Annotated in this window: 18 protein-coding genes and 1 tRNA gene; 4 read left to right on the top strand and 15 right to left on the bottom strand. The window is 71.1% G+C overall.

Translation table 11 applies throughout. The features are described from left to right. Positions 1-366: 366 nt before the first annotated feature. From FDA94_RS26665 to FDA94_RS26650, 4 genes are all read left to right on the top strand, one after another. Positions 367-438: transfer RNA gene (locus tag FDA94_RS26665), tRNA-Val, on the top strand. A 463-nt stretch (positions 439-901) separates the two neighbouring features. Further along, positions 902-1,159 (top strand): hypothetical protein, encoded by a 258-nt coding sequence (locus FDA94_RS26660; RefSeq protein WP_212735529.1) that lies wholly within the window; start codon positions 902-904, stop codon positions 1,157-1,159. A gap of 217 nt (positions 1,160-1,376) precedes the next feature. Then, the gene (locus FDA94_RS26655; RefSeq protein ID WP_137249820.1) at positions 1,377-1,886 is read left to right on the top strand and encodes a hypothetical protein; all 510 of its coding nucleotides are present in this window, start codon (positions 1,377-1,379) and stop codon (positions 1,884-1,886) included. Positions 1,887-1,911: 25 nt separating this feature from the next. After that, positions 1,912-2,925: a hypothetical protein gene (locus FDA94_RS26650; protein ID WP_137249819.1), complete on the top strand. Its 1,014-nt coding sequence runs from the start codon at positions 1,912-1,914 to the stop codon at positions 2,923-2,925. Here FDA94_RS26650 and FDA94_RS26645 read toward each other — a convergent pair. The 15 genes from FDA94_RS26645 to FDA94_RS26575 all read right to left on the bottom strand — a co-directional run bounded on the left by FDA94_RS26645 (position 2,897) and on the right by FDA94_RS26575 (position 22,195). Next, a complete protein-coding gene (locus FDA94_RS26645; RefSeq protein WP_170991135.1) occupies positions 2,897-3,988 on the bottom strand; it encodes a tetratricopeptide repeat protein in 1,092 nt (363 codons plus the stop codon). The two genes, FDA94_RS26650 and FDA94_RS26645, sit on opposite strands and share 29 nt — an antisense overlap. A 135-nt stretch (positions 3,989-4,123) precedes the next feature. Continuing rightward, the gene (locus FDA94_RS26640) at positions 4,124-4,510 is read right to left on the bottom strand and encodes a hypothetical protein (protein WP_137249817.1); all 387 of its coding nucleotides are present in this window, start codon (positions 4,508-4,510) and stop codon (positions 4,124-4,126) included. A 52-nt stretch (positions 4,511-4,562) separates the two neighbouring features. Next, entirely contained in the window at positions 4,563-5,255 is a 693-nt protein-coding gene (locus tag FDA94_RS26635; RefSeq protein WP_137249816.1) for a Crp/Fnr family transcriptional regulator, read from the bottom strand. Between the two features lie 14 nt (positions 5,256-5,269). Further along, the gene (locus FDA94_RS26630) at positions 5,270-6,526 is read right to left on the bottom strand and encodes a tetratricopeptide repeat protein (protein ID WP_137249815.1); all 1,257 of its coding nucleotides are present in this window, start codon (positions 6,524-6,526) and stop codon (positions 5,270-5,272) included. Next, a complete protein-coding gene (locus FDA94_RS26625) occupies positions 6,526-7,215 on the bottom strand; it encodes a vWA domain-containing protein (protein ID WP_137249814.1) in 690 nt (229 codons plus the stop codon). The genes FDA94_RS26630 and FDA94_RS26625 overlap by 1 nt, the downstream gene beginning before the upstream one ends. Positions 7,216-7,225: 10 nt before the next feature. Beyond that, the gene (locus FDA94_RS26620; protein WP_137249813.1) at positions 7,226-8,344 is read right to left on the bottom strand and encodes a hypothetical protein; all 1,119 of its coding nucleotides are present in this window, start codon (positions 8,342-8,344) and stop codon (positions 7,226-7,228) included. Next, the gene (locus FDA94_RS26615) at positions 8,341-9,195 is read right to left on the bottom strand and encodes a protein phosphatase 2C domain-containing protein (protein WP_137249812.1); all 855 of its coding nucleotides are present in this window, start codon (positions 9,193-9,195) and stop codon (positions 8,341-8,343) included. Before FDA94_RS26615 ends, FDA94_RS26620 begins: the two co-directional genes overlap by 4 nt. Further along, positions 9,195-10,349 carry a hypothetical protein gene (locus FDA94_RS26610; protein ID WP_137249811.1) on the bottom strand — a complete coding sequence of 385 codons (1,155 nt, stop codon included), beginning with the start codon at positions 10,347-10,349 and terminating at the stop codon, positions 9,195-9,197. Before FDA94_RS26610 ends, FDA94_RS26615 begins: the two co-directional genes overlap by 1 nt. 17 nt (positions 10,350-10,366) lie before the next feature. After that, the gene (locus FDA94_RS26605) at positions 10,367-12,475 is read right to left on the bottom strand and encodes a hypothetical protein (RefSeq protein ID WP_137249810.1); all 2,109 of its coding nucleotides are present in this window, start codon (positions 12,473-12,475) and stop codon (positions 10,367-10,369) included. Next, entirely contained in the window at positions 12,472-13,194 is a 723-nt protein-coding gene (locus FDA94_RS26600) for a hypothetical protein (protein ID WP_137249809.1), read from the bottom strand. The genes FDA94_RS26605 and FDA94_RS26600 overlap by 4 nt, the downstream gene beginning before the upstream one ends. A 5-nt stretch (positions 13,195-13,199) precedes the next feature. Further along, positions 13,200-14,762, bottom strand: a complete 1,563-nt coding sequence (locus tag FDA94_RS26595; RefSeq protein WP_137249808.1) for a hypothetical protein — start codon at positions 14,760-14,762, stop codon at positions 13,200-13,202. A gap of 77 nt (positions 14,763-14,839) precedes the next feature. Next, entirely contained in the window at positions 14,840-15,952 is a 1,113-nt protein-coding gene (locus tag FDA94_RS26590; RefSeq protein WP_137249807.1) for a hypothetical protein, read from the bottom strand. After that, positions 15,949-16,926, bottom strand: coding sequence for a protein kinase domain-containing protein (locus FDA94_RS26585; RefSeq protein WP_137249806.1), 978 nt, complete (start codon positions 16,924-16,926; stop codon positions 15,949-15,951). The genes FDA94_RS26590 and FDA94_RS26585 overlap by 4 nt, the downstream gene beginning before the upstream one ends. Next, complete coding sequence (locus tag FDA94_RS26580; protein WP_137249805.1) at positions 16,923-19,067, bottom strand: hypothetical protein; 2,145 nt, start codon at positions 19,065-19,067, stop codon at positions 16,923-16,925. The genes FDA94_RS26585 and FDA94_RS26580 overlap by 4 nt, the downstream gene beginning before the upstream one ends. Beyond that, the gene (locus FDA94_RS26575) at positions 19,064-22,195 is read right to left on the bottom strand and encodes a tubulin-like doman-containing protein (RefSeq protein ID WP_137249804.1); all 3,132 of its coding nucleotides are present in this window, start codon (positions 22,193-22,195) and stop codon (positions 19,064-19,066) included. Before FDA94_RS26575 ends, FDA94_RS26580 begins: the two co-directional genes overlap by 4 nt. Positions 22,196-22,205 lie beyond the last annotated feature (10 nt).

The raw sequence follows: 22,205 nt of genomic DNA, 5'->3' as shown, positions 1-22,205 counted from the left end.
ACCTTGCAGGGAAGATTCCGCCGTCAGGCCGTTCTGTAACGCACAGCACAGCCAGACATTTTGGCATCTACCTGCACAAACACCATAACCGACCCGGTGTTTGCGATGGTTTTGCGTGTCCTCCGAGACGTGGATGGGCTTCAGGTGGTGCTTATTGGTCGAGTGTGGAGCATCACGATGCTATGCCAACAGACCGCCACGCCGCCCGTTCCTGGAGAACCTTTCGATGACGATGCGGGGACAGACCCGAGACACTGCGGGGACTCCAGGGGACGGATGGCTCATGACTCGGGCTTCGCTTCGCGTGGAGGGGGCGGAGTGCGGTATGGTTCTTGCTGTCGGACCCCGCAGGGGAACGATCATCCCGGGCGATTAGCTCAGCGGGAGAGCGCTTCGTTCACACCGAAGAGGTCACTGGTTCGATCCCAGTATCGCCCACTCTGGAGAGGGAGACCTTTGGTCAGCGGCTTCGCCGCTTTCCGCGGGTCTCCTTCGTCGTTTACACGGGGGGACGACCCCCCGAACCCCCCGATGCGAAGGGGCTGTCGCCCCCTCGCGCTCCCCCTGGCCGCTACGCGTCCTGGCGTCGCTTCGCTCCTGGCGAAGGGCTCCGCCCCTCGCGCTCCCTGGAGAGGCCTCGCTGTCGCTCGGATTGATCTCGCTTCGCCTCATGCATTGGGTCTCGCCGGAAGGGCTGCTGGCAGAGGCAGGGTGCGAGCGATGAGCCCGTTGGTCAGGTCGGCCACCGGACTCGGGCACCCGGTCTCCGGTACGGCTGACACTGGATCGGCCACCGCTATGAGGAGACCGCCCCGTGAACAGAGATCAGGCAGGCGAACTGCTCGACACCACGATCGACGTCAAGGTCGTGCTCTGCGGCTTATAGGTCACCACGCTGCTCGTGTTCGCCTACGTCGACATCTTCGGCTTCTACCGCGCCGACGTGATCAACGGAGTGTTCGCCGGCGAGATGTCCGGCACCGGGTTCGCGATCGACCGGTTCGCCGACATCGTGGTCAGCCTGTTCTACGTGGTGACCGCAGCGACCTCGCTCATCGGTGAGAAGTGGCTCTACTACATCGCCGGGACCCTGATCGAGATAGCGCTCCTGCTGGCCATCACGCGGGTCGCTTGGACGTGGCCGACGGCACGTCGATGAACGTCTCTCCCGATGTGGGCGTCTGACTCGTCGGCTCCCGCCGATGTCGACGTCGGCGTCGTCGCTGCCGCCACCTGCGGTTGCGCTTGAGTCGTTTCGCGCTCGACACCGCTGCGGCGCGGATGAGCAATGCACCTGGCGCGTCTGTGCATTGCCCCGCCATGGACCCCCCTTGAAAATCGAGGCCTTAGGCCGCTCTTACCGATCGGAGACGACCATGTCAGGCGAGCTCGTCAAGATGCGGAGGCGCAGCAGGTCATTGCGGCGGCTGTCGGCCGTCATCGCGCTCATCGTGGTGTCTGTCCTCGCCACGCCGCAGGCCGCCCACGCCCAGTCCTGGCAGAGGCCTGTCAAGGACTACAAGTGGCACTGCAAAACGCTCATGCTGGACTGGCGGCTGACGATGGCCGCCTGCACCGTCATCAACGGAACCCTCGCCCAAGCGGTCGGCGTCGTCACCAGCCACACCGACGGGTGGCTGTCGGTTCAGGCCAGTGTCTGGGCCTATTCGCGGGGCGCCATGGTGCCGGACTCCTCCGCCTGGTGCAACTGGGCGCATCTGGGCCCGCGGGGAGAGTCGGCCTGCTACGGACCGACCTTCAGTCTGCCCTGCGGGGTCAACGTCCAGGGCTACGCCACCATGGGCTACCGCAACACGACCGAACCGGAGGTCCCGCTGTTCGACGATGTCTACGCGCCCACAAATCCGATGTGCATCACCACGTGACCCATCGGTGGGGCACGATGGCGCGGTGGGCGGTCTCGACTTCTTCGCCGATCTGGTCGTCACGGGCACGGTGCTCGGGCTGGACCATACGAGCGAACGACCCGACGTGGAGGCGGTGTTCGGGCGGGAGTTCGCCGCCGACGTCCCGCGGGATGTGATCTCGGACTTCGGCCTGGTCGAGTTCGGGTGGGCGCGCGGCGGGCCTCGGCGTACGTGGGAGGTCGCCTATTTCGGCGCGCAGGCTCACCGGCTGCCGGAGCTCACCGCCGACCACGGGATCGAATCCGTCCTCGTGGAGCGCTACGGCGCTTTCCCCTCCCGCCTCGACGCCGGTGAACTGCTCTCCGCCGTGCGGGCGCGGGGGTTCGCGCTGAGGGAGCGGTCGTCGCACGACGACGGGTGTGTCGAGTATGGGGAGCCCACGTCGCGGATCGGGTTCCTCGCGGTGTCGGACGCCCGTGCATACGACGAGCCTCCCGGAACGGTGCTCAAGGTGCTCGGGCCGACGGTCTTCTCCGGCCGGCTCCAGCGCTTCGCTGGCTACGCCCGGCACATCCTCACGCTGTCCGACCAGGATCTGCGGAGATGGCTCGACAGACGGGAACCGGAGGCCGAGCCCGGCCGGGGCGACTGGTGGGCCGGTCTCCGGGCCGTCGTCGCCCGGCAGACCGGTGGGAGGCCCGAGGAGACGGTCCGGTGGCGACGGCTGGGCATGGCGCTCGACCGGCATGCGGTCGAGCGTGGGGTCGACACCCCCGACGAGGGGGCGGTCAATCTGATCATCGCGCTGGGTCGCGTCCGGGCGGATGATCTGCCTTCGATGGACGAGGCGGTCGAGCGGTGGCTGGCGGCGGCGCCGCCTCTGGCCGAGGCGGCCCGGCTCTGTGCGCGACGGCTCGTCGATCCGGATGACATCCGGCTGGCCCGCCGGCTTCGCAGCCAGATCCACGCCATCGAGCCGTGCGCGCCGTTCCTCACGTCTTCCGACGAGCTCCGGGCCTGGGTCGAGCTCAAGCCTGCCCTGCTCGGCCGGGTGTGATCACCGGTTGAGTTGCGGACAGTTCCAGTAGTTCCTCGATCAGCCGGCCCGCCATCCCCTCTGCCGCGAGCAGTTTCGCCGCCTCCGCCAGATGGGTCAGCGCCGACCCGCGGTCTCCCGCCAGCCGTTCCAGCCGCCCCAGTTCCAGGTAGGCCTCCGGCTCCACCGGGATGAGCCCGATCAGGTGCTTGAGGGTGTGCCGGGCGGCGTGGATGTTGCCCAGTTCCAGGTGCCCGCGGCTGAGCCGCAGATAGACCCCGGCGGGGGCATCCGGTTGGATGCGGAGCATCTCCTCCAAGTGGCCGATCGCCTGCTGGTGGTGGCCGGTGGCGATCAGACAGTCGGCGCGCGCGTCGAGTACGGCCAGCCGGTCGCCGTCGCCTTCGGGGGTGATGGCGTCCAGGATTCGGGTGGCCTCCCGGAGCTTTCCGCTCCGGATGAGGTCGCGGGCGGTGACGATCTCGTCGGAGTGGGCGGGCGCGGACGTCGTCGGTTCCGGGCCGGCGGCGGGCGACGGGCCTCCCGTGCGGTCGGAGGCCCACATCCAGGCGTTGATGGTGTAGTCGCGCTCGGGCAGGGCGCTCTGGACGTGCCAGAACTCCTCGGGGCGCAGGTCGCGGAAGCCGTGCTGGATGACGTCCATGTAGAGGTAGTTGGAGACGATGACGGCCAGGTCGGCCGCCGGGTAGTCGCTCAGCACCTTCTTCAGTGGCGGGCTGTCCAGGAGGCGGAAGCAGTCGATGATCGCCGGGCCGCTGAAGCCGGTCGGGCCGGTGGAGACCATGCCGCTGGTCAGGGCCAGCCGCAGGCGGATCTTGGCGGGGTCGCTCAGCAGGCGGTTCTCCTGGCGGATGGAGATGGTCAGGCCGCGGATCAGATCGGGGATCACGGCCGACTCGTCGATGTCGCCCGGCGGGATCACCAGGACGCCGTCGCCGCTGCTCTGGACGATCTGCTCCGGTAATCCCGCCTCGCGGCAGGCGCCGTACACCACATTGATCAGGCTTTGCTGGGCCCGGATCTGTTCGGGAACCGCACGCCAACTCCAATCTTTGATGTCCACGCCCCCACAGAGGACTCGCCGCGGTTTTGACATGTGCCCCTCGTTTTCCCGTGCTCGCTCTGCCTGGCCGACATCCTGGCGTGCTTCCGTGACCGCCAACCCCGACTGATACGGGGAACGCCCCAGCGTATTGGTTCATATTTCTCCGGACGGGCTGAACAAAGGATCCAGATGCCGATCGATCGATTCGATCCCGAATCCGAACCGATTTCCGGTGGGGAGCGCATACTCGGTTATAACTGGGCCGAGGCGGAAACGCCGCCGCACGCCGCACGACTTCGCGTTCTGGAAGCCCGGCTCGGTGAATTGGACCTTCGCCCCGATCGCGGTCAGGTCGATCGGCTGATCGCCGCTTTCGAATCGGAGATCGCCGAACTGCCGGCCGCCGATCCGTGGAGGCGTCGTGCCCTGGCCGCGCTCGGCCGGGCGTGGCGGGTGCGTGGGCGGCTGCTCGGACGCGAATGGGAGATCCGCCGCGGCCTCGAGCTGATCGTCGACGCCGGGGCCGACGTCTCCCCCCATCACCCGGACGCCGCGGCGCTGGCCTCCGAGGCCGCCCTCGCCCGGGCCGCCCTCACCCGGCCAGGTAGTCCGGAGGATCCATCTCGGCCAGGCGCGCCAGGCCCGGGACGTCCAGGAAGATGATGCGGCCGCGGCGGCTCTCCACCAGTTCCTTCATGCCGCGCATGGCCTTCTGGACGGTGCCCTCCTTCGCGCCGATGAGCATGGCCAGCTCCGACTGGAGGAGGTCGGCGGCCCAGTGGGCGCCGACCCGGCGGATGTTCCTGCGGGGCTGGTAGAGGAGGGTGCGGGCCAAGCGCTGCTCGACCTCGTAACCGGCCACGTCGGCGCGGAAGAGGTTGGCCTGCCGGAGGCGGTCGGCGCCCACGGCGGCCACGGCGGCCCACGCGTCGGGGTGATCGTGGACGAAGCGTTTGAAGACCTCGCCGGAGATCAGCAGGACCGTGCTGGGGACGCGGACGGTGAGGGTGGCCGTGCGGGGCATGTCACCGAGGACGGCCATCTCGCCGAGGAGGTCGCCGGGGAGGCGGATGGCGAGCAGGGACTCGTTGCCGTTCTCCACCGTGGCCACCACGTTGACGCGGCCCTGGAGCAGCAGATAGACGACGCCGCCCGGATCTCCCTGGACGACGAGATTCTCGTCGCGGCCGCAGGCGCGCATGCGCCCGAGTTTGAGCAGCTCTTCCCGGGTTTCGGGAGTCAGCGCCCCCAGAAAGCAGTCGTCGGGCCACCCTTGAACGTTCATGAGGTCACCTCGGATTACCCCGCCGGTGGGCGCGGAATATTCGCCGGCTGATTCAGCGCTGTCGTGTCGAAGCCATTCTCCGATAAGACGCCCACTATGAGGTCACCACCTTTCCACGACCCGACCCCTTGGAAGTGTTTTCGGAGGAATTCGGTCCGCTGCTCGCGGCTCACCCGGAGGAGGGCGGTGGCGAGCAGTTGCCGCACCGCCTGGACGTCGCCGTGGGCGGCGGCGCGACAGGCGCGGGCGACGAACGGCAGCGGGTTGGGCGGATCGGCGTCGGCGGCGTCGTTCAGACTGGCGTCCGCCGCCCGGTCGTCGCCCAGTTGCTCGTATGCGCGGCACAGGCCGAGCAGGAGTGCGCACTGGGTGCCGTCGGTGACGGCGTCGGGGTGGGCGCGGGTGATGCGCAGGGCGGCCGAGAGGTAGGCGACGGCCAGGTCGGGGCGGGCGCGACCGAGTTCCAGGTGGCCGAGGCGCTGGTACGCGGGCCAGCACAGGGACCTGTGCCGGAGCAGGTAGCGCCAGGATTGCGCCGCGGCCTCCGCTTGGCCGAGCCGGGCATGGCAGTCGCCCAGGAGCAGCAGGGCCGTCTCCCCCGATGATCCGTCAGGGGCGGGCAGCAGCCGCAACGCCCGTTCCAAGAGGTGCAGCGCCGGGCCGTCCTGGTCGCCTTTCGCGATCATCCGCCGGGCCCGGCGGATCAGGGGCAGGGCCGTTCTGCCGGTTCCCGCCGAGGTGGCCGCCGAGACCGATTCCGGGAGGTCGGGGGCGTAGAGCCAGGCCACGGCGGCGTGGCCTCGGGTGAGGCGGACGCGGTGGAAGTCGGCGGGGCTGGCCGCGGCGTCGTGGAACAGGGTGTCGGAGACGACGACGGTCAAGGGCGACGGGGGCAGGCGGCGGGAGGCGGATCGGACTTCGGGGCTGTCCAGCAGGCGGACGGCTTCGGCCAGGGCCTGACCGGCCACACCGGGCGGGAGGATCAGGCCCGCGGTGAGCGCCAGCCGGAACCCGCCGCCGGTCCGGATCTCCGTCCTCACGGCCCCGCATATGTCGCGGACCAGGTCGCGGACGTCGGCGGCGGAGCGGTCGGCGACGGTGAGGCAGACGCCGTCCGGCAGATATTCGGGGGGCCGCAATCCGCTGCGCGCGCACGCCGCCTCGACGACTTGGGTCAGGCCGGCCCGGCGCAGGATCCGTTCGGGCAGGTGGCCGTGCGCTTCGCCGACCCCGGCGACCAGGCACAGTCCCATCGTCTGGCCGGGCCTCATCAGGACTCGTACAGATCCGACGAGAGGGTGCGGAAACCGGCGACCTGGTCCGGGACCTGGAGCGTGCGGGCCTTCGCGGTGGCGACCAGCGAGTTGAGCATGTTGTCCAGCGCTGCGGTGATCGCCTGGGCGTCGGTCACCATGCCCGGTTCGGCGATGAAGGCCTGGACGGTGGCCATCCGCTTGACCAGCCTCTCGGGGGCCTCGCCGAACCCGTAGGTGATGACGTGCGGATGGGGCCGCCAGGCCCGGCTGGTCAGGGCGTCGAAGGCCTCGATCCAGCGGTCGGGCGGCTGGTCGGCGGGGGCGCCGTCGGTGAGCAGGAAGATCAGGGGCCGCAGTGGACGGATCCCGTCGGACACCAGCTGGGCCAGGTCGAACTCGATCCGGTCGCGGAGCGCCTCGAAGAGCGGGGTGAAGTAGGTGGAGCCCCGGCATTCGACGACCGGCATCTGCGCGAGCTTGGTGATCTCGGTCATCTTCAGCACCAGGCGCGGCCGGTTGGCGAAGGTGAAGATCGACAGATGGACGAACTCGGAGATCCGGGGGCTTGTGTAGAGGGTGTTGATGATCTGGGCGAGCGTCTGGTTCAGCAACTTCTCATAGGGCCGCATCGAGCCCGAGACGTCCAGGACGAAGTAGGTGGGCAGCGCCTGCGCCCGGGGCGCTTCCGCGCTCTGAGTGGTCACGTTGGTCCTTTCAGGACATCGAGGCGAGCATGCCCGCCACGGCCGCCACCAGCAGGATCAGGACGCAGATCCCGATCAGCAGCGGCAGCAGCCGGTCGGCGCCCGCCCACGGCGGCGGGCCCGGCCAGGACGGGGTCGTGGACGGCTTCCGTTCCGGGACCGGCGCGGGCTTCGCCGGAGGCGCCGCGACAGGCCGGGAGACGGCCTGGTTCCGGACGGGGCGGGGGCGGGGGTCACGGATCGCCATGAGCAGGGAGTGCAGTTCCGGCAGGGGTGGACGTTCCGCCGGGTCGCCGCAGGTCACCGCGGTCAGCAGGGCCATGCCGAGGGGGTCTTGGCGCACCTTGGCGGGCAGCGCGGCATGCACCGCCCGCAGGTCGGGGCCGCGCAGCCCGGTGAGGACGCGCAGGACGAGCACCGCCAGCTTGTAACGGTCGGTCACGACCGTCAGGCGGGACCCCGGCGGGGCGTGGGGGTCGTCCCAGTTCTTCGACTCGACCCACGGACGGTCGGTCAGCCCGCAGGAGTCCATGTCGAGGACGAAGACGCGCCCGCTGCCGCGCGCCCAGAAGGCGTTGGCGTAGGACCAGTCGCCGTAGACGACGTCGTGCCGTTCGAGGAGGGCGCCCACCGCGGCGAGGCCGCGGGCCACGGCCAGCCGTTCGGCCATGGTGGGCGGTGACCAGTCGCGGCGGGTGTAGAACTCCGGGTCGGTCTGAACGAGTTGGTCGACGTCCAGGGCGCGCGCGGCGTGCGCCCCATCGATCATGCGCATGGGGACGGTGAACACCTCCGGCGCCCGCGCCAGGATGACGCCCACGGTACGGTCGGCGTCCACGACCCGCGACACCGGCCAGCAGATGCTCCGGTCGACGACCTCCAGGTCGGCGGCCCGCATCAGGGAGGGCAGCGCGATCAGCCGGTCGAGCACCTCCGGGGGCCCGGTCTCCAGGCCCGGCAGATAGAGCTTGACCAGCCAGCCGGGGTGCGCGGCCGACTCGTAGATGACCTCCGACTCGCCGTTCTGCTCGGCCACGACCTCGCCTCGGCCCGCGACCTCGGCCAGCGGGGTGAGGATCTCGAACGGGCTGCCCGACCAGGTGGCGCGGCCCAGAGCCGGGCCGGTCACGGCGTGCACCAGACGGTCACGGCGGTGCGGTCGTCGAGGAGGCCGGGGGCGTCGAAGCCGACGTCCCCGATGTAGTCGAGGATGTGCGGCGGACGGGCCCAGCGTTCGGCGAACCAGACGGCCAGTGCGCCCGTCCCGTCGAGGGCGTCGCCCAGACCGTCGGTGGCGAAGGTGAGGACGGCGCCGGGCGCCACGTCCACGATGGCCGGAGTGACGCGCTCGGGGTGGAACGGGAGGAACTCGGTCAGCTGGCCGGCGTCCAGGCCCGTTTTGGGGGCGCCGAGCAACCGGCTCCATCGGCCGGGGGCGTGCAGCCAGGCGCCGACGTCGGCCAGGCCGGCCAGCCAGACGCTGCGCCGCCCGGCGGGGTCGGCGCGCAGCGGGATCACGGCGGCGAGCGCGGCGGCGCGGACGTCGTCCTCGGTGCCGCCCTGCTGCCAGGCCGCGCCCGCCATCTGCCGGGCCGCGTCCAGGAACACCTCGGCCGGGTCGGGGGCCATCCCCTGGTCGAGGTCGGCCCGGATCCGGGCGACCAGAGCGGTGACCGCGACGTTGGCCCCCAGATGGGCGCGCCTGCTGTCCGACATGCCGTCGGCGACCGCCACGATGAGGTGGTTCTTCGCGGTGTCGCGGCCCAGGCGGAAGGCGTCCTGGCGCGGCACCGCGGGCTCCTCGCAGCGGTGCGCGGGACCGACCAGCGACACGGCCCGGACCATGAGGCCGCCGACGGTGACGGCGTCGGCGGAGATCCCGGCGAGCGCGGGCTCGTCCGGGAGCCGCCACGGCAGGCGGGCGGCCTCCGGCGCCGCGCCGAGGGGGCGGGCGAAGCCGCCCGTGGCCTGCCGGAGCATCAGCGGCGGCCTCCGTTCTCGTCAGTGCGCGACCACGGCGGCGGGGTCCATTCGGCGACGTTGTCGACCGAACCCTCGACGATCTGGGCCGGGAGGACGTCCTCCGGCTCCTCCCGGCGTGCGGGCGCCGGCGCGATGGCCGGGGGGACGTATTTCGGCGGCTGCTGCTCGATGCCGAACGCCCCGGTGGGCTCGGCCCGGACGAGCCCCTCGATGGGCTGGAGGATCAGATCGCGGATGTTCTCCATGTCCGCTTCCTGGACCAGGCCCCCGTCCACCAGCTTGTTGAACAGTTCGAGCCTGGCGCCCATGCTGGCTTCCCGGCGCTGGCGGATGTCATTGATGATCTCGCCGACACGGTCGGGCTTCTTGTCGATCAGCATGTAGATCAGGTCGTCCTCGGTACGGATGGCCGAGCGCCACTTGACGATCTGCTCCCTGGCCAGCTCGGCCTTGTGCGAGGCGTCCACGCCCTCGGCCATGCGTCCCGCGGCGTTCGGGTCGTGGCTCACCTGGACCGAGAACCGGAACACCTCCAGGCCTTCCTCGTATCGGTGGGTTCGTCCCTGGCCGATCTGCTCGATCAGGTACGCCTCCAGCGCGCCGTCCTGGGTGATCGTGAACCTGCGGCAGAGCGGCTGGAGCGTCTCGGCGATACGGGAGCGCACGATGGCGTAACCGTCGGAGACACGCCACTGAACGATCTTGGCGGGCTCGAAGACCCGCCAGCCCACATCGACGGTCAACCGGAAGTGGGTGGCCGGCGACAGGCTCGGCAGTTGCAGGTGGATGGCGTGGAAGTGACTGGACAGGTCCACCTCGTAGCGCCAGTGGTAGCTGCGCTTCTTCCACATCTTCGGCGGCTTGGCCAGCGCGACGATCTCGCCGGTGTCGGTGGAGTACAGCAGCGCGCGACCCGGCTGGATGGGCAGGCCGGTGTCCTGGGCCACCGGCGTCTCCGAGAGGATGAGCGGCACCTGCGGCGTCGGGCCACGGCCCCACTGGTCCGGGATCGGCAAGCGCGCCTGAAGTTCCTGCAGGGCCTCCATCGAGAGGTCCGGCATGGCCGTGGCGGGGTCGGCCTGCATGTGCTGGACAGGGTTCTGCGGCGGGGCCTGCGGGTGCGCGTGGCCCGGCGCGACGTGGTCGTTCATTCGTCAGTCATCCTTCGTTACGGTCGTGAGCTCAGAACGGCGGCCGAGGTGAGGGGCGCTTTCCTGGGGCCCTTCGTCCACTTGGCCGCCTCGAAATCGATGATCTTCCGGCTGCGCGGGTTCTCCTTGACGGCGTGCATCAGGCGGGCGAAGGCCCTGCGGGCGACCGGGACGTCCTCCACCGTGTACGCCCACTCCGCGAGGATGTCCTTGGCCGAGAGGTGCAGGCCCGGCGCGGTGACCGCGTCCCGCCACAGCTCGGCGATCTCCCGCTGCCGGACCGGGTCCTGCTCGGCGATGACCAGCAGCGTCGGCCAGGTCGCCTCGTCGAGGCGGCGGACCAGGTCGGCGGCGGCGTACTGGAAGGCCAGCCGGGCGACCGGCCGCCTGGTCCGGTCGTGCAGCCACCCGAGGAGCGTCGCGGGCGCCTCGAGGCCGGCGCCTTCGATCTCCCACATCTCGGCGAGGCTGTCGCAGATCGCCAGTGTCACCTCGAGGTCTTCGGTGTCGCTCAGCTCCTCCAGCGCCTTCAGGGCGCCGTCCCAGCCGAGGGCGTCCTGTTCGATCCGCCAGCAGCGCGCGGCGGTCGCGCGCAGCTCCACCGAGTCGTCGGCCGACCAGGCCCGGACCAGGTTCTGGACCGGCACCTTCAGATCGGGCTTCTCGACGCAGAAGAGCAGCGCGCGGGCGGCCGCATCCCACAGTTCGGGCTCCTCGCTCTTCGCCCACGGCACGATCACGGTGCCTCTGACGTGGTCGAACGAACGGGAGGCGAGCACCCCCGTGGCCACCGCGGCGCGGACCCGCACCGACTCCAGTTCGTGGGTGGCGCATGCGCGCAGCCACGCCAGAAGGTGCGGGCGGGCCTGGTCGTACTCGTTCCAGAAGTACGTCAGGTAGCTGGTCTGGTAGCTGTTGTCGCGATAGCGGACGGCCTCGGTGGGCGCGCTGCCGTGCCAGGTCTGCACGGTGGACGGCACCACGTGCGCCCGCAGAGCGCGCAGGATCGGCCCCCGGACGGGTTTGAGCGCCTCGGTGCGGGCGCGTTCGGCGGTGGCCAGCGGCTTCTCCGGCTCCAGCCGGCGCTGGAGGTTGAGCGCGACGGCCGACACGGTTTCGTACGGCTCGCCGCCGAGCACGGCCACCGCCAGCGCCATCGCCTGGGTGGGCAGGTCGGGCAGGCCCTCCGCCCACGACTCGAACGCGGCGGCCCCCCGCTGGGTGAGCCGGTCGTGGACGGTGTCGCGCAGCGGCTCCCCCGCCCGGTGCGCCTCGGCGACGTACTGGGCGATGAGGCGGGCGTGGTTCGGCGTGGGCTCGCCCCGTACCTGTTCTTTGACCAGGGTCATGAGACGGCCGTCCTCGTAGACCTGGTCGACGGCGTCGTCGTCGAGCAGGCGGTCGAGATGCCGGTGGAAGACCTCGACGGCGTCCTTGATCTCGCCCAGCTCGCGGACGAGCGCGGCCACCTCCGAGGCGAGCACCCGCCCCGGCACCAGCGTGATCACCAGGCGGGCGTCGATCTCCTCCAGGGTCGAGCTGAGCCGTTCGACGTCGAAGGCGGTCAGCGTCCTGGCGGCCTTGCCGGGCAGGTCGGCCAGGATGTAGCCGGCGCCCCTGGTGAGCGACTCGGCGGTGACCGTGCCGAGTTCGGTCTCCGGGGCCACCTGGAACAGGGTGCCCGTGGTCATCAGCAGGCGCTGGGCGGCGAAGAACTTGCCCCGGTCGGGGTCTGCGCGCAGGAGCAGCACCCGCCGCTCGGTGATCGCCGTCATCAGGTCGGCGAAGCCGTCGGGCTCCACGAAGGTGTGATTGACCTCGGCCCGCGTCGCCTCCTGGATGGGCGCCAGGCCGATCTTGACGTTCGCGTCGGCGTAGTGGTAGTTGATGATGTTCCCGCCCGCCGCCTGTCCGGCGTGGACGGTCGCCGAGGCGAACGAGGATCGGGCGTCCGCCTCGGTGCCCAGGCGTTCCTGGGTCGAGCCGGGCTTGGCGGCCCGTTCGGACATCTCGCGCCCGAGGTCACGGGGCTTGCGTTCCCCCTGTTCCGGCGCATCGCCGGAGGAGGCCGAGGGCTCGGACTCCTTCTTCGGCTCCTCAGCACCGGATGACGGCGTCTCGCTCACTGGGTGCCTCTCTGGTTGATGACGTCGCCCGCGACGACCTGGTGCGCATGGATGTCGGCATAGGCGAAGTGGCCCGTGATGCTCTGGGCGGGCGCGGCCGGAGGCGGTGGCGACGAGGGCGGCGTCGGTGGGTCCGGCCGGCTCTCCGCGGGGGGTTCCGCGCCGAGCAGCCACAGCCAGGCGGGTCGGCCGCGGACCTCGACACGGCGCATGTCCCGCTCCTCCAGCCAGCTGAGGCTGCCGCCCACGGTGTCGGTCATGACGGGGTCGGAGACGATCACGACCAGGACGGCCGTGGTCGCGTCGAGCGCGTGGGCGGCTTCGTCGCAGCGCGCCAGGTCGCCGGCCTGAGTGGCGGCGGGGCCGTCGAAGCCGTCCTCCGCGCTCCCGCTCACCATGCCGTGGTGCACGGCCAGGCGGACCCGCAGCGCTCCGTCCGCCGAGTGCAGGCGGTTGTGCTGGATGAGCGCGCCGTGCAACTGGTGCGTGAACGAGTCGAGGATCTTCGCCTCCGGCACGTCGGCGGCGAAGACCGCCGTGCCGCCGCCGTCGGGCGAGGTCTGCCATTCGGGCGCGACCAGCCCGGCCTGCTCCACGGCGTCCTGGAACGCCGTGCGAAGGCCGCGTCTGAGTACCTCTTTCCGCAGCTTGAGCGGGCGGGAGCCGAACTCGTGCGGCTCGACGGCGAGCACCAGCCGCCGGGCGTAGGAGACGTCCATGGTCATCACCAGGCCAGCTGGAGGACGACGGAGATGGTGACCAGGACGACCACTGCGGCGAGCATCCATCCGGGTGCGGTGAACGTCCGCTTCCAGAAGGGGGCCTCGGTCAACGAGCCGGACATCGCCGCGGCTCTCCTGACCAGTGACGGTGCGACGAACTCCGCCATCAAGCCCGCCGAGGCCCCGTCCGCCCGGGAGTACAGGAAGATCAGGGCGCGCACGAGGTTCGGCGAGGTCTCCGGCCTGGTGACCTTGTCGCTCATCCAGGACAGGGTCCGCCGGTCGTTCAGGCGGCCGGCGAACAACGGGTACAGCAGGCCTGCCAGCCGGGCGGCGGCCCCGGCCCGGTAGGCGGTCTTGAGTTCGCGCTCGTACCAGCCGACGTCTTCGAGCACCGCGACCAGTCGTTCCGCCTGCTGGTGGCCTACGGTCACCCCTTGGGCGGCAGCGGCGTGGATCCACTCCACGAGCTCCAGGAACGCGGGGGTGCCCGCCCGGGACTGCAGCATCTCGTAGACCTGCACCAGTTCGGCGCCGTTCGACGAACGCGCGTCCTCGGGCGCCGCGTCGGGCTCGTGATGGTGCCTGCGGCCCTCGGCGGGACTCCGCGGCGCGGCGGGCAACGGGGCCAGGACCGTCTTGCCATCGTCGAACCTGGCCAGGTCGGGCATCGTCATGAGCATGTGGAAGCGCTCCGGCATGGTGCGATAGGCGGCGACCTGTTTCAGCAGGGGGACGAGCTTGTTGTAGCCCAGCTCCTCGTACGCCCTGGCGAGCATCGACCCGAGACGCAGGCATTCGTCGTCGGGCGCGGGCGGCGCCCCTGCGTACAGGTGGACGGTGTTCTCGTCCCGCGTCTGGGTGGGCGGCGCGTCGCCGTGAGCCGATCGGGTGAAATCGCGGAACACCAGATGGGGCAGGTTGTGGATGGTGTTTCCCGGGGGCGGTTCGAACGTGGAGAACGACCCCCGCCAGCCGGATTTCATGCCGGAGAGCAGCAGGAAGCTGACCGTGCCCCAGAGGCCGAGCAGGTAGGCGCTCTGCAGGGCGCCGTCCCCGCTGAGCCGCTCGGGCGGCAGGAGCGCGGAAATCGGCTGAGCGGGGTTTCTGAGCGCCGCCGCGATCAGCCGATCGAGGTTCGGGCCGCTCCGCCGGTCGTCGACGTGCCTCAGCCAGGTCTTCGTGAAATCCCGCAGCGTCTCGGCGTGCAGCGGGTTGAGCCGATCGTCGTAGTCGACGTCGCCCGCCTCGAGTCCCAGTCCGGGAATGTCCGTCAAGCCCCGGTCATGACAGGCGAGGGCCAGCTCCCAGGTCACCTCGGCCGCCGGCCCGACGAGCGCCCGGGCCACCTGCTGCTCACGGCCCCCGTAGGGCGCTCTGTCGGTGTAACCCCCCGCGTGACCTCTCATGTCCCGCAGCGGCGAGGCGTTCGGCTTGTACAGGCGCTCGATCACGGCGGCCATCCCGTAATCCGGCATCTGGATGTAGACCACGCTGCGGTGACCCAGGTTCGCTCCTGGCGGGGGCGCCCCGAGGCCCGACAACATGGTCCCGATCCGGTCCATGGAGGTGGGGTCCGACCCCGCGATCGGTCCGAAGTCCCTGCCGTGCCGCCAGCGCAACTCGATTTGCTCTACTGACATCACATTCCGATCTGCTTGGCCTCTTCAGAGGTGATGACTCCGGTCATCGCCATGAGGGCGATCAACGGGTTGAGCACCCGAACGGGCCGCACTCCCCGGACGAACCTGCCGTTCTCGACCGCGCCGGTTCCCGTCGCCGAGGCGACGTGCAGCGTCGCCTTCCGGCAGTCGCGGTAGGGCCGGGTCCAGGCATGGGCGTTCCTGACCTGCAGGTACGCGTACACGTCGGCGCTCTCTTCCAGTGAGGCCTTGGCGTCGAGGGTCTGGTCGGGCTGCCGCATCCACCGGGTGACGGGGTCGTCGAACCGGAGCAGGTCGGCCTTGCCGAGGATGATCGCCGCGCTCACCTCGCTGAGCCGTCCTGAGGCTTCGAGAAGTTCGAGGACGGTGCTGAAGGTCTGGTCGCCCAGTTCGTCGCCGCCCAGTTCGTCGCTGTTGACGACGAAGAAGAGGCCGTCGGCGACGTCCAGGAACTTGCGGGCCGCGTCGATCTCCAGCAGGTCTCCGCCTGCCACGTCGAAGAGGGCGATCGGGCGTTCGGTGCCGTCGCCTTCGCGGACGGCCAGGATGTCCACCAGCCCGATGGAGTTCAGGCGGGTGTGCTCGATGACCTTGGAGTCGTTGAGGAACGGGCCGATCTGGTGGTTCTTCAGATATTGGTGCCCGGCCAGGGTGATCGGCCGGTGCCGCAGCCCCGGTCCGAGGCCGTACTTCTCCAGCTGGCCGATCATCGCGGTCAGCAGGTGTGTCTTGCCCGAGTTCGTGGCTCCCACGAAGCCGTACACGCTGGGTCTGCCGTACCTGCCGTACGAGTACGGCAGGTAGTGGTAGGCGTTGGGCTGCTCGGGGTCGGCGCAGCGGATGGACGCGGTCCGGAGCGACTGCGCCTTCTGGGTGGCGCTGATGCCGGCGCCCAGCTTCAGGTCGACGTATTTGGCCGCCCCCTGGTCCCAGCGGTAGAGGGGCAGGCTCTCCCAGTCGAGCGTGGAGGCGCAGATGGGACAGGTGATCGTCTGTCCGGGGGGCCGTTTCGGGGGTGGCGGAGGTGCCGGATGCATGGGGATCGCGTTGGGCGCCGACGTCGGGGCCGCGTGGCGGCCGTCGGTGGTCATCGGCGCCACCATCCTTTCCGGGTGTCGGGCTCTGGCGGCGGGGGCGGCGGCGACTGCGTCGCGGGCCGGGGCATCGATCCGTTCACGGTTCTCAGGCCGGGGTGCTTGCGCATGCGGTGGACGTGGAAGTCGGCTCTCCCCTGTTCCAGAGCGGCGTCCGGCTGGATCTGCTGGGGCACCGGGTCGTGCAGGTTGAGCCGGGTGAGCAGCATGCGGGGCGTCGGCCGGCCCTCGATCGGCCCGAAGATGCCGTTGAGCAGATGGGCCAGTTCGGGTTCTTCCTTGGCCTGTTCGCTCCGGATCAGCTCACGCCCGGTGGCGACGTAGTAGATCAGCCGCCCGACCGACCAGACGTCCTCCTTCTGGGACACCCATCCCTCCACCTGGCCCGGCCGCTGCTCGGGCGCCTGCCAGGGCGGGCGGCCGATCTCCTCGCGGGGGGCGCCGACGATGGTGGCGGTGGAGAAGTCGGTGATCTGCGCCGTCATGCCGTCCCAGTGGACGTTGGCCGGGGAGATCGATCGGTGCGCGATCCCCGCGGCGTTGAGCCAGCGGGCCCCCGTCAGGAGGGTCGACTGGAAGCGGACGCCTTCACCGGGGACGATCCGGCCGCTGGTGCTGCCGATGGGGCTTCCCCGGTAGTGCTCGACGAGGGCGAACGGCTCCTTCCCGTTGGCCTCGTATCCGGCGAGCCTGGACACCGACGCCGGATAGAGACGGTCGCCGCACAGGCGGTGCATCCGCAGGCCGGCCAGGATCTCGTTGTCGAGCGCCTGGTACGCCTCGTGCGCGGAGGTCAGCGGGCTGAGGTGGCGGTACTGGCGAACCGTGCCGTCGGCGCAGCTCAGGATGACCCGGTGGGCCTGGAGCGGAGAGCCGCTCCAGGCGATCTCCTCGGCCGCTTCGAGCACGGCCTCCGTCCGGCGGCCGCCGGGTTCGAAGAAGGTGAGTGAATCCCCCTGCTTCAACGTCACCTGGCCGCCTCCTGCTCGGGCTCCGCGGCCCAGCTCTGCCGGGCGACGCCGCCCCGGAGCGGGAGCAGGCGCAGCGTGCCGGCGAACTGGGTGGACGGGATCCACGTCACGCCGGTGGGCAGCGAGTCGGCCAAGGCCGCGCGGTCGCGCTGGGAGGCGAACCGCACCGTCATGGGCTCCGCGCCGAGATCCAGCAGCGGAATCTCGCCCGCCGAGCAGAACTGGCGCATCTCGCCGCGCGGGTCGGCCCCGGCGGCGGCCAGCAGTTCGGGCAGGTCCTCGTTCAGCCGCCGTTCGGGCGTGAGCTGCCGTTCGCGCCCGAACGGCGGGGTGTCATACGGGCTGCGCCCGCTCACGTGGTCCTCCCACACCTCGAACAACTCGGCGGCCTTGTGCCTCACCTGCTCGCCGTGGACCGCCGTGGTGCCCGACACCAGCACCCGGAGCCTCGGCGCCATCGCCTCCATGACCAGGTCGGACAGGTAGTGCGTGACCCGGGGGTCGGGTTCGGCGGCCGACTCCTCGGCCGGCGGGCGGAAGGCCCGCTCCCGGACCGCCACCCCGACCTGGTCGAGCGCCACCGACATCCGGGACACCGCGTCCGCGGCGGCGATCTTGGAACCGGCCCTGGCCCATTCGCCGCTGACCGATCCGGCCACGCCCAGCAGGGCCTCCACCGCCTCCCCCGCCTGGGCCAGGCCGCACCTCTCGACCCAGCGCTGGGCCCGGGCGCGCCAGGACACCAGCACGGCCCCGAGCGCCACCACCAGGGAGAGGACCAGCAGCCCCGCCCAGACCACATCGGGCAACGGGTCGGCCAGCAGGAAGTCGGCGGCGGCGACCGCGCCCACCACCCCGGCGACGGCGGCGACCGCGTTTCCGGTCACCGCGCCCACCCGGCGGGCGAGCGGCTGGTCTCGTCCCAGGGTGAAGGTCACGAGCAGCGTCCACAGCAGCGCCATCACGGGGCCGCTGACCACGCCGAGCGGGCCGACGGCGGCCAGCGCCGTGCTCGTCAAGCCCGCCAGCGGCAGCCACCACTGAGAGCCGGGCATCGGTTCGGCATGGCGCAGCCGGGTGATCACCTCGTCGGGGCAGGCCCGCCGGAGGTCGGGGATGCGGGCCCGGCTGCCCAGCGGCATCAGCCGTCGCTGCCACCGGTTCAGCCCCTCGGTGAGCACGGGGAGCGCCACCCGGTTGTCCAGGCCGTCCCTGATGTAGTCGCGGATGGTCGAGGCGGTCTCGGTCGCGTCGAAATCCGGCACCGACGGCAGGGTCACCCCTTCGCGTTCGATCGCGTCGAGGTGCTCGGGCTCCAATCCGACGCTGCTGTGCGCGGCCGAGAACAGCCGCTCCAGCCGGTCGCGGAGCGCGAGCAGGCGCTCGCTCGCCCGCGACATGGCGGCCCGCGCCTCCTGCGTCCCGGTGAACATGGCCATCGGGCGGGGCAGGTCGCCGGCGGCCTCCGCGGCCTCCTCCACGGCGGTCCTCGCCGCGGCGACGTCGTTGTCCAGCGGCCCGTCGCGACGCAGCCGGACGGCGGCGCGCTGGGCGCGCGTCTCCTCATAGCGGGAGGTGAGCGCCGGGGCCTTGCCCGCGCCGGGCGCCAGCAGGCGGGTCGCCGCGGCGGCCAGGGCCTGGTCGAAGTCGTTCTGGCCCTCGCCGACGCCGGCCAGGCGCAGCCCCGGGTTGACCACCAGGCCGGGAGCCTGGAGCCGGCGGAGCGTCTCCCGGAACACGTCGGCCTGCGACAGGACGTCCAGCAGCAGGCGCAGGCCGGTGTCCGCGTCCCGCCGGTCGCGGCGGATGGCCGGTCCCGGCGGATTGGTCCGCCAGGTGATGCCGGCGGGGTCGGGCACCCAGATCACGCCCGCGGCCTGGGTGAGGCTGCCGGGCAGCTCGAGCAGCGGCGGGTCGCCGTCGATCGGCCCCGTGGCCACGCACAGCATCCCGTCGGTGTAGTTGGAGGAGACCAGCGCCTCGTACGCCTGCCGGTGCCGGCGCAGCGCCGACGCCTCGTCGAGGATCAGCAGCAGGCTCAGGTCGGACTGGGTGTCGTCGGCCAGGAACGCGCGGGCCCGGGCCGCGGCCTCGTTCCCGCCACTGCCCCGCAGGTCGAACCGGACCACTCGTCGGCTCACGCGACGTCCCCCCGCCTGCGCAGGTACGACTGGTACAGCTGCTCGAGGTTCTCCCGGGGCGCGGCGCTGTCGAAGTGCTGCTCAAGCGCCCCGGGCAGCGTCTCCGCCCAGAACTTGCGCATCAGCCGGGCGCGGGCCCGGCCGGCCTGGCCGATCCCGGTCAGCATGGTGTCGATGGCCCGAATCTGGCTGTCGGCCATGCCGACGACCAGCTCGAACAGCTTCCCGGGCGGGCTGCCGCCCTCGTCGAGCCGGTTGGGGATGAGCTGCATCAGCTTCCCGCAGAACACCCGCGCGGTCTCGTTGTCGTCGGCCAGCGCCCACAGCTCGTACGCCTGGAGCAGGCTCGCCCACGAGGAGGCCTCCTCCATCGCCTTGAGGTCGAGGGCCATGTGGACGTCGTTCAAGGTGATCTGCACCCGGGCCGGCGACTGGCGGTCGCCCATGACCTGCACGTCCCCGTTCCACATGGCGACGAGAAGCCGGTGCAGGATCCGGGTGCGGTGCTCCTCGCGGGTGGCGAGGTAGCCGAAGTCGTAGCCGGTGCGCTGCCGCCAGGCCAGGAAGTCGTCGCTGCGGGGCCGGTGGATGGCGTCGGCCCAGGTGCGCAGGACCTCGCGGACCTCCTGGACGTCGGTGATGCCCATCTGCGACCGGAACAGCACGACCGAGATCGACTCGGCGGTGGTGTTGCTGAACTCGTAGGTGATGCCCGGGTCGGCCGGCAGGCGAAGCGTGTCCTTGAGGTAGTCGGCGATGCCCTGGTTCACACCGCCCGGATAGGTGACCAGGACCTTGAGCGGTCCGGCGCCCTGCGGGGTGAAGTTGGCCGGCATGAGCCCGGCCAGCCGTCCGTTGAACTCCTCCAGTTCGGTCTCGCCGAACTTGGGCCGGCTCGACGTGAGGCCGACGGCCTGGTCGAGCAGGTCGCGCAGCCTGGGCAGCAGCGTGGTGAGGCCGGGGGCCTCCTCCTGCAGGTACGTCTTGACCGCGATCTTGATCCGGTCGCGCAGCTCGTCGACGGCGCGCACAGGGGTGGTCTCGGAGGCCTGCCTGTACAGGGGCCGCCAGCCGTCCTCCCCGAGGAGCCGCTCCAGCACGACCGCGTCCTGCACGCCCGGCGGCAGCTGGAGGCGCTCGCGGATGCGGGCGATGGCGTTGCGGCAGAACTGCTCCAGCGTGGTGGACGGCAGGTGGTAGGCCACGCCGTCGCGGGGCCGGTAGAGATGGTCGGCGCGCTCCCTGAAGCGGTCGGGCTCCTGCCGGGCCGTGTCGGTGAGCGCCTCGCCCAGCGCGCGCAGGTTCTCCTCGACGACCTTCAGGGTGCGCTCCCAGTGCTGGGCCTGCGCGCTCCAGGCGTCGGCCCACTGGACCTGGTTGCGGTAGCGGAACCACTTGTCCTGCTGCTGCCGCACCCCGGTCGGGATGTCGTCGTTCCACTTCATCCGGACGACCCCGAGGGAACGGTCGCGCAGCTGCGGAATGGCGGGCGGGGCGTCACGCCCGCCGTCGGGCCCGGTGGGAGGCTGCCGACGGCGCTGCATGACCCCCGCCGCGCCGACCTTGTCGGGCCCCTCGCTGAGCGCGGCGTGCCCGAACATCACCCGTCGCACCCGGAACGGGTCGTACTGGGCGAGCATGCCGGCCGCCGCGCCGCCCGGGTCGAACCGGGTCACCATGGCGGGCACTTCGCCCTCCAGCCGCGCCCGCTGCTCCCCGAGGCCCTGCCGCATGAACTGGACCCGGTCGGTGAGCGCGCTGGCGATGTCGCGCGCGCCGGTGGCCGGCTCGGGCTCGGTGAACTGCGGACGGGGACGGGCGAAGATCGGGTGGATCCCGGCGGTGGTGAAGAAGTCCTCGATGAGCTTGGCGTTCGACTCGTTGGCCGTGTCGGGCTCGCGCAGCCCCTCCACGGCCAGCCGCAGCAGCCGTCCGGCGACCACGTCGGCCAGTTCGTCGACCGGCGTGGTCAGGGAGGTCACCAGGGCCGTGGACACGCCCCGGTTCCCGACGCCGTTGGCGGCCATGGTCTGGCGGGTGGTGGCCGAGTTGATGAAGCTGTCGGCGAAGGACTGGTGCTGCTCGCCCTCGCCTCGGCGCTGCTCGCCCAGTTCGGTGCCGACCAGGGACATGACCAGCGAGACGACCGACCGGCGCAGGTCGCCGGCGCTCACCCCGGCGGGCCGGGAGAACAGGAACGCCGTCTGGGCCAGGCCGTGCCGCATGGCGATGCGGCCCTCCTGCGGGTAGCGGACCGCCACCTCTTCGGGGTCGGTCTGCTCGGCGTACAGGCCCGACAGGTGCTGGACGGCCCGGGGCGCGTTCTGGTAGTCGATCAGCTGGAACAGGTCGAGCAGGGCCCGGCCGGCGTTCAGCTCGGCCGCCCGGCCGCCGCCCTTGCCCTCGTCGAAGGCGGAGGGCATGAGCACCAGCGGGAAGATCTTCAGCTGCAGGTCGGTGCCCTGGAACTGGCGGCTGATCAGGTGCAGGTAGTCGTAGAAGATGCCCGCGCCGGTGCCGCCCGCGACGGAGAACGCGACGAAGACGTCGACCGCCCGGCGGTTGATCATGCTGCTGGTGCCCGCCAGCCGCCGCAGGTCGCGTGCGGCCTGCTGGCCCGACAGGTTGCCGATGGCCCGGTCGAGGTCGCGGACCGCCGGGGCGACACCCGACCGGAACGTCTCGAACAGCGCCGCCCGGCCCACGGTGGGCAGTTGTCCGGCCCCCCGCGACAGCGGCATCACCTGGGGCTCCCCGTGCTCGGGCGGCAGCCAGGCGCGGTCGGCGGCCTCCAGGGCCAGCCGCAGGTTCAGCGCGACCTGCGGATAGGACGAGACCTGCGGCACCAGGTCACGGACGTAGTGGGCGTTGGCCGACACGACCGAGGCGTGCTGCGCGCCCGGTACGACGCTGGTGGCCATGCGGTTGAGGTCGGCCTGGTTGACGTCGGCGTACACGAACTGCAGGCAGGCGGGGAGCTGGTAGCGCTGGGCGTCGGGGCGCAGGCGCTGGAAGAGGCTGCCGTCCGGACCGCAGATCTCCTCTCGGACCTGACGCTCCAGTTCCGCGCCCACGGCGCAGCCGGTGCCGCCTAGCCCGACGAACAGAAAGGGCTGGTAGAGCTTCATATAACTGCCT

It is taken from the genome of Herbidospora galbida (assembly GCF_005233835.1).
GTDB lineage: Bacteria > Actinomycetota > Actinomycetes > Streptosporangiales > Streptosporangiaceae > Herbidospora > Herbidospora galbida.
The sequence above is the reverse complement of the archived record's forward strand: the minus strand, read 5'-3'. Positions and strand labels throughout refer to the sequence as shown.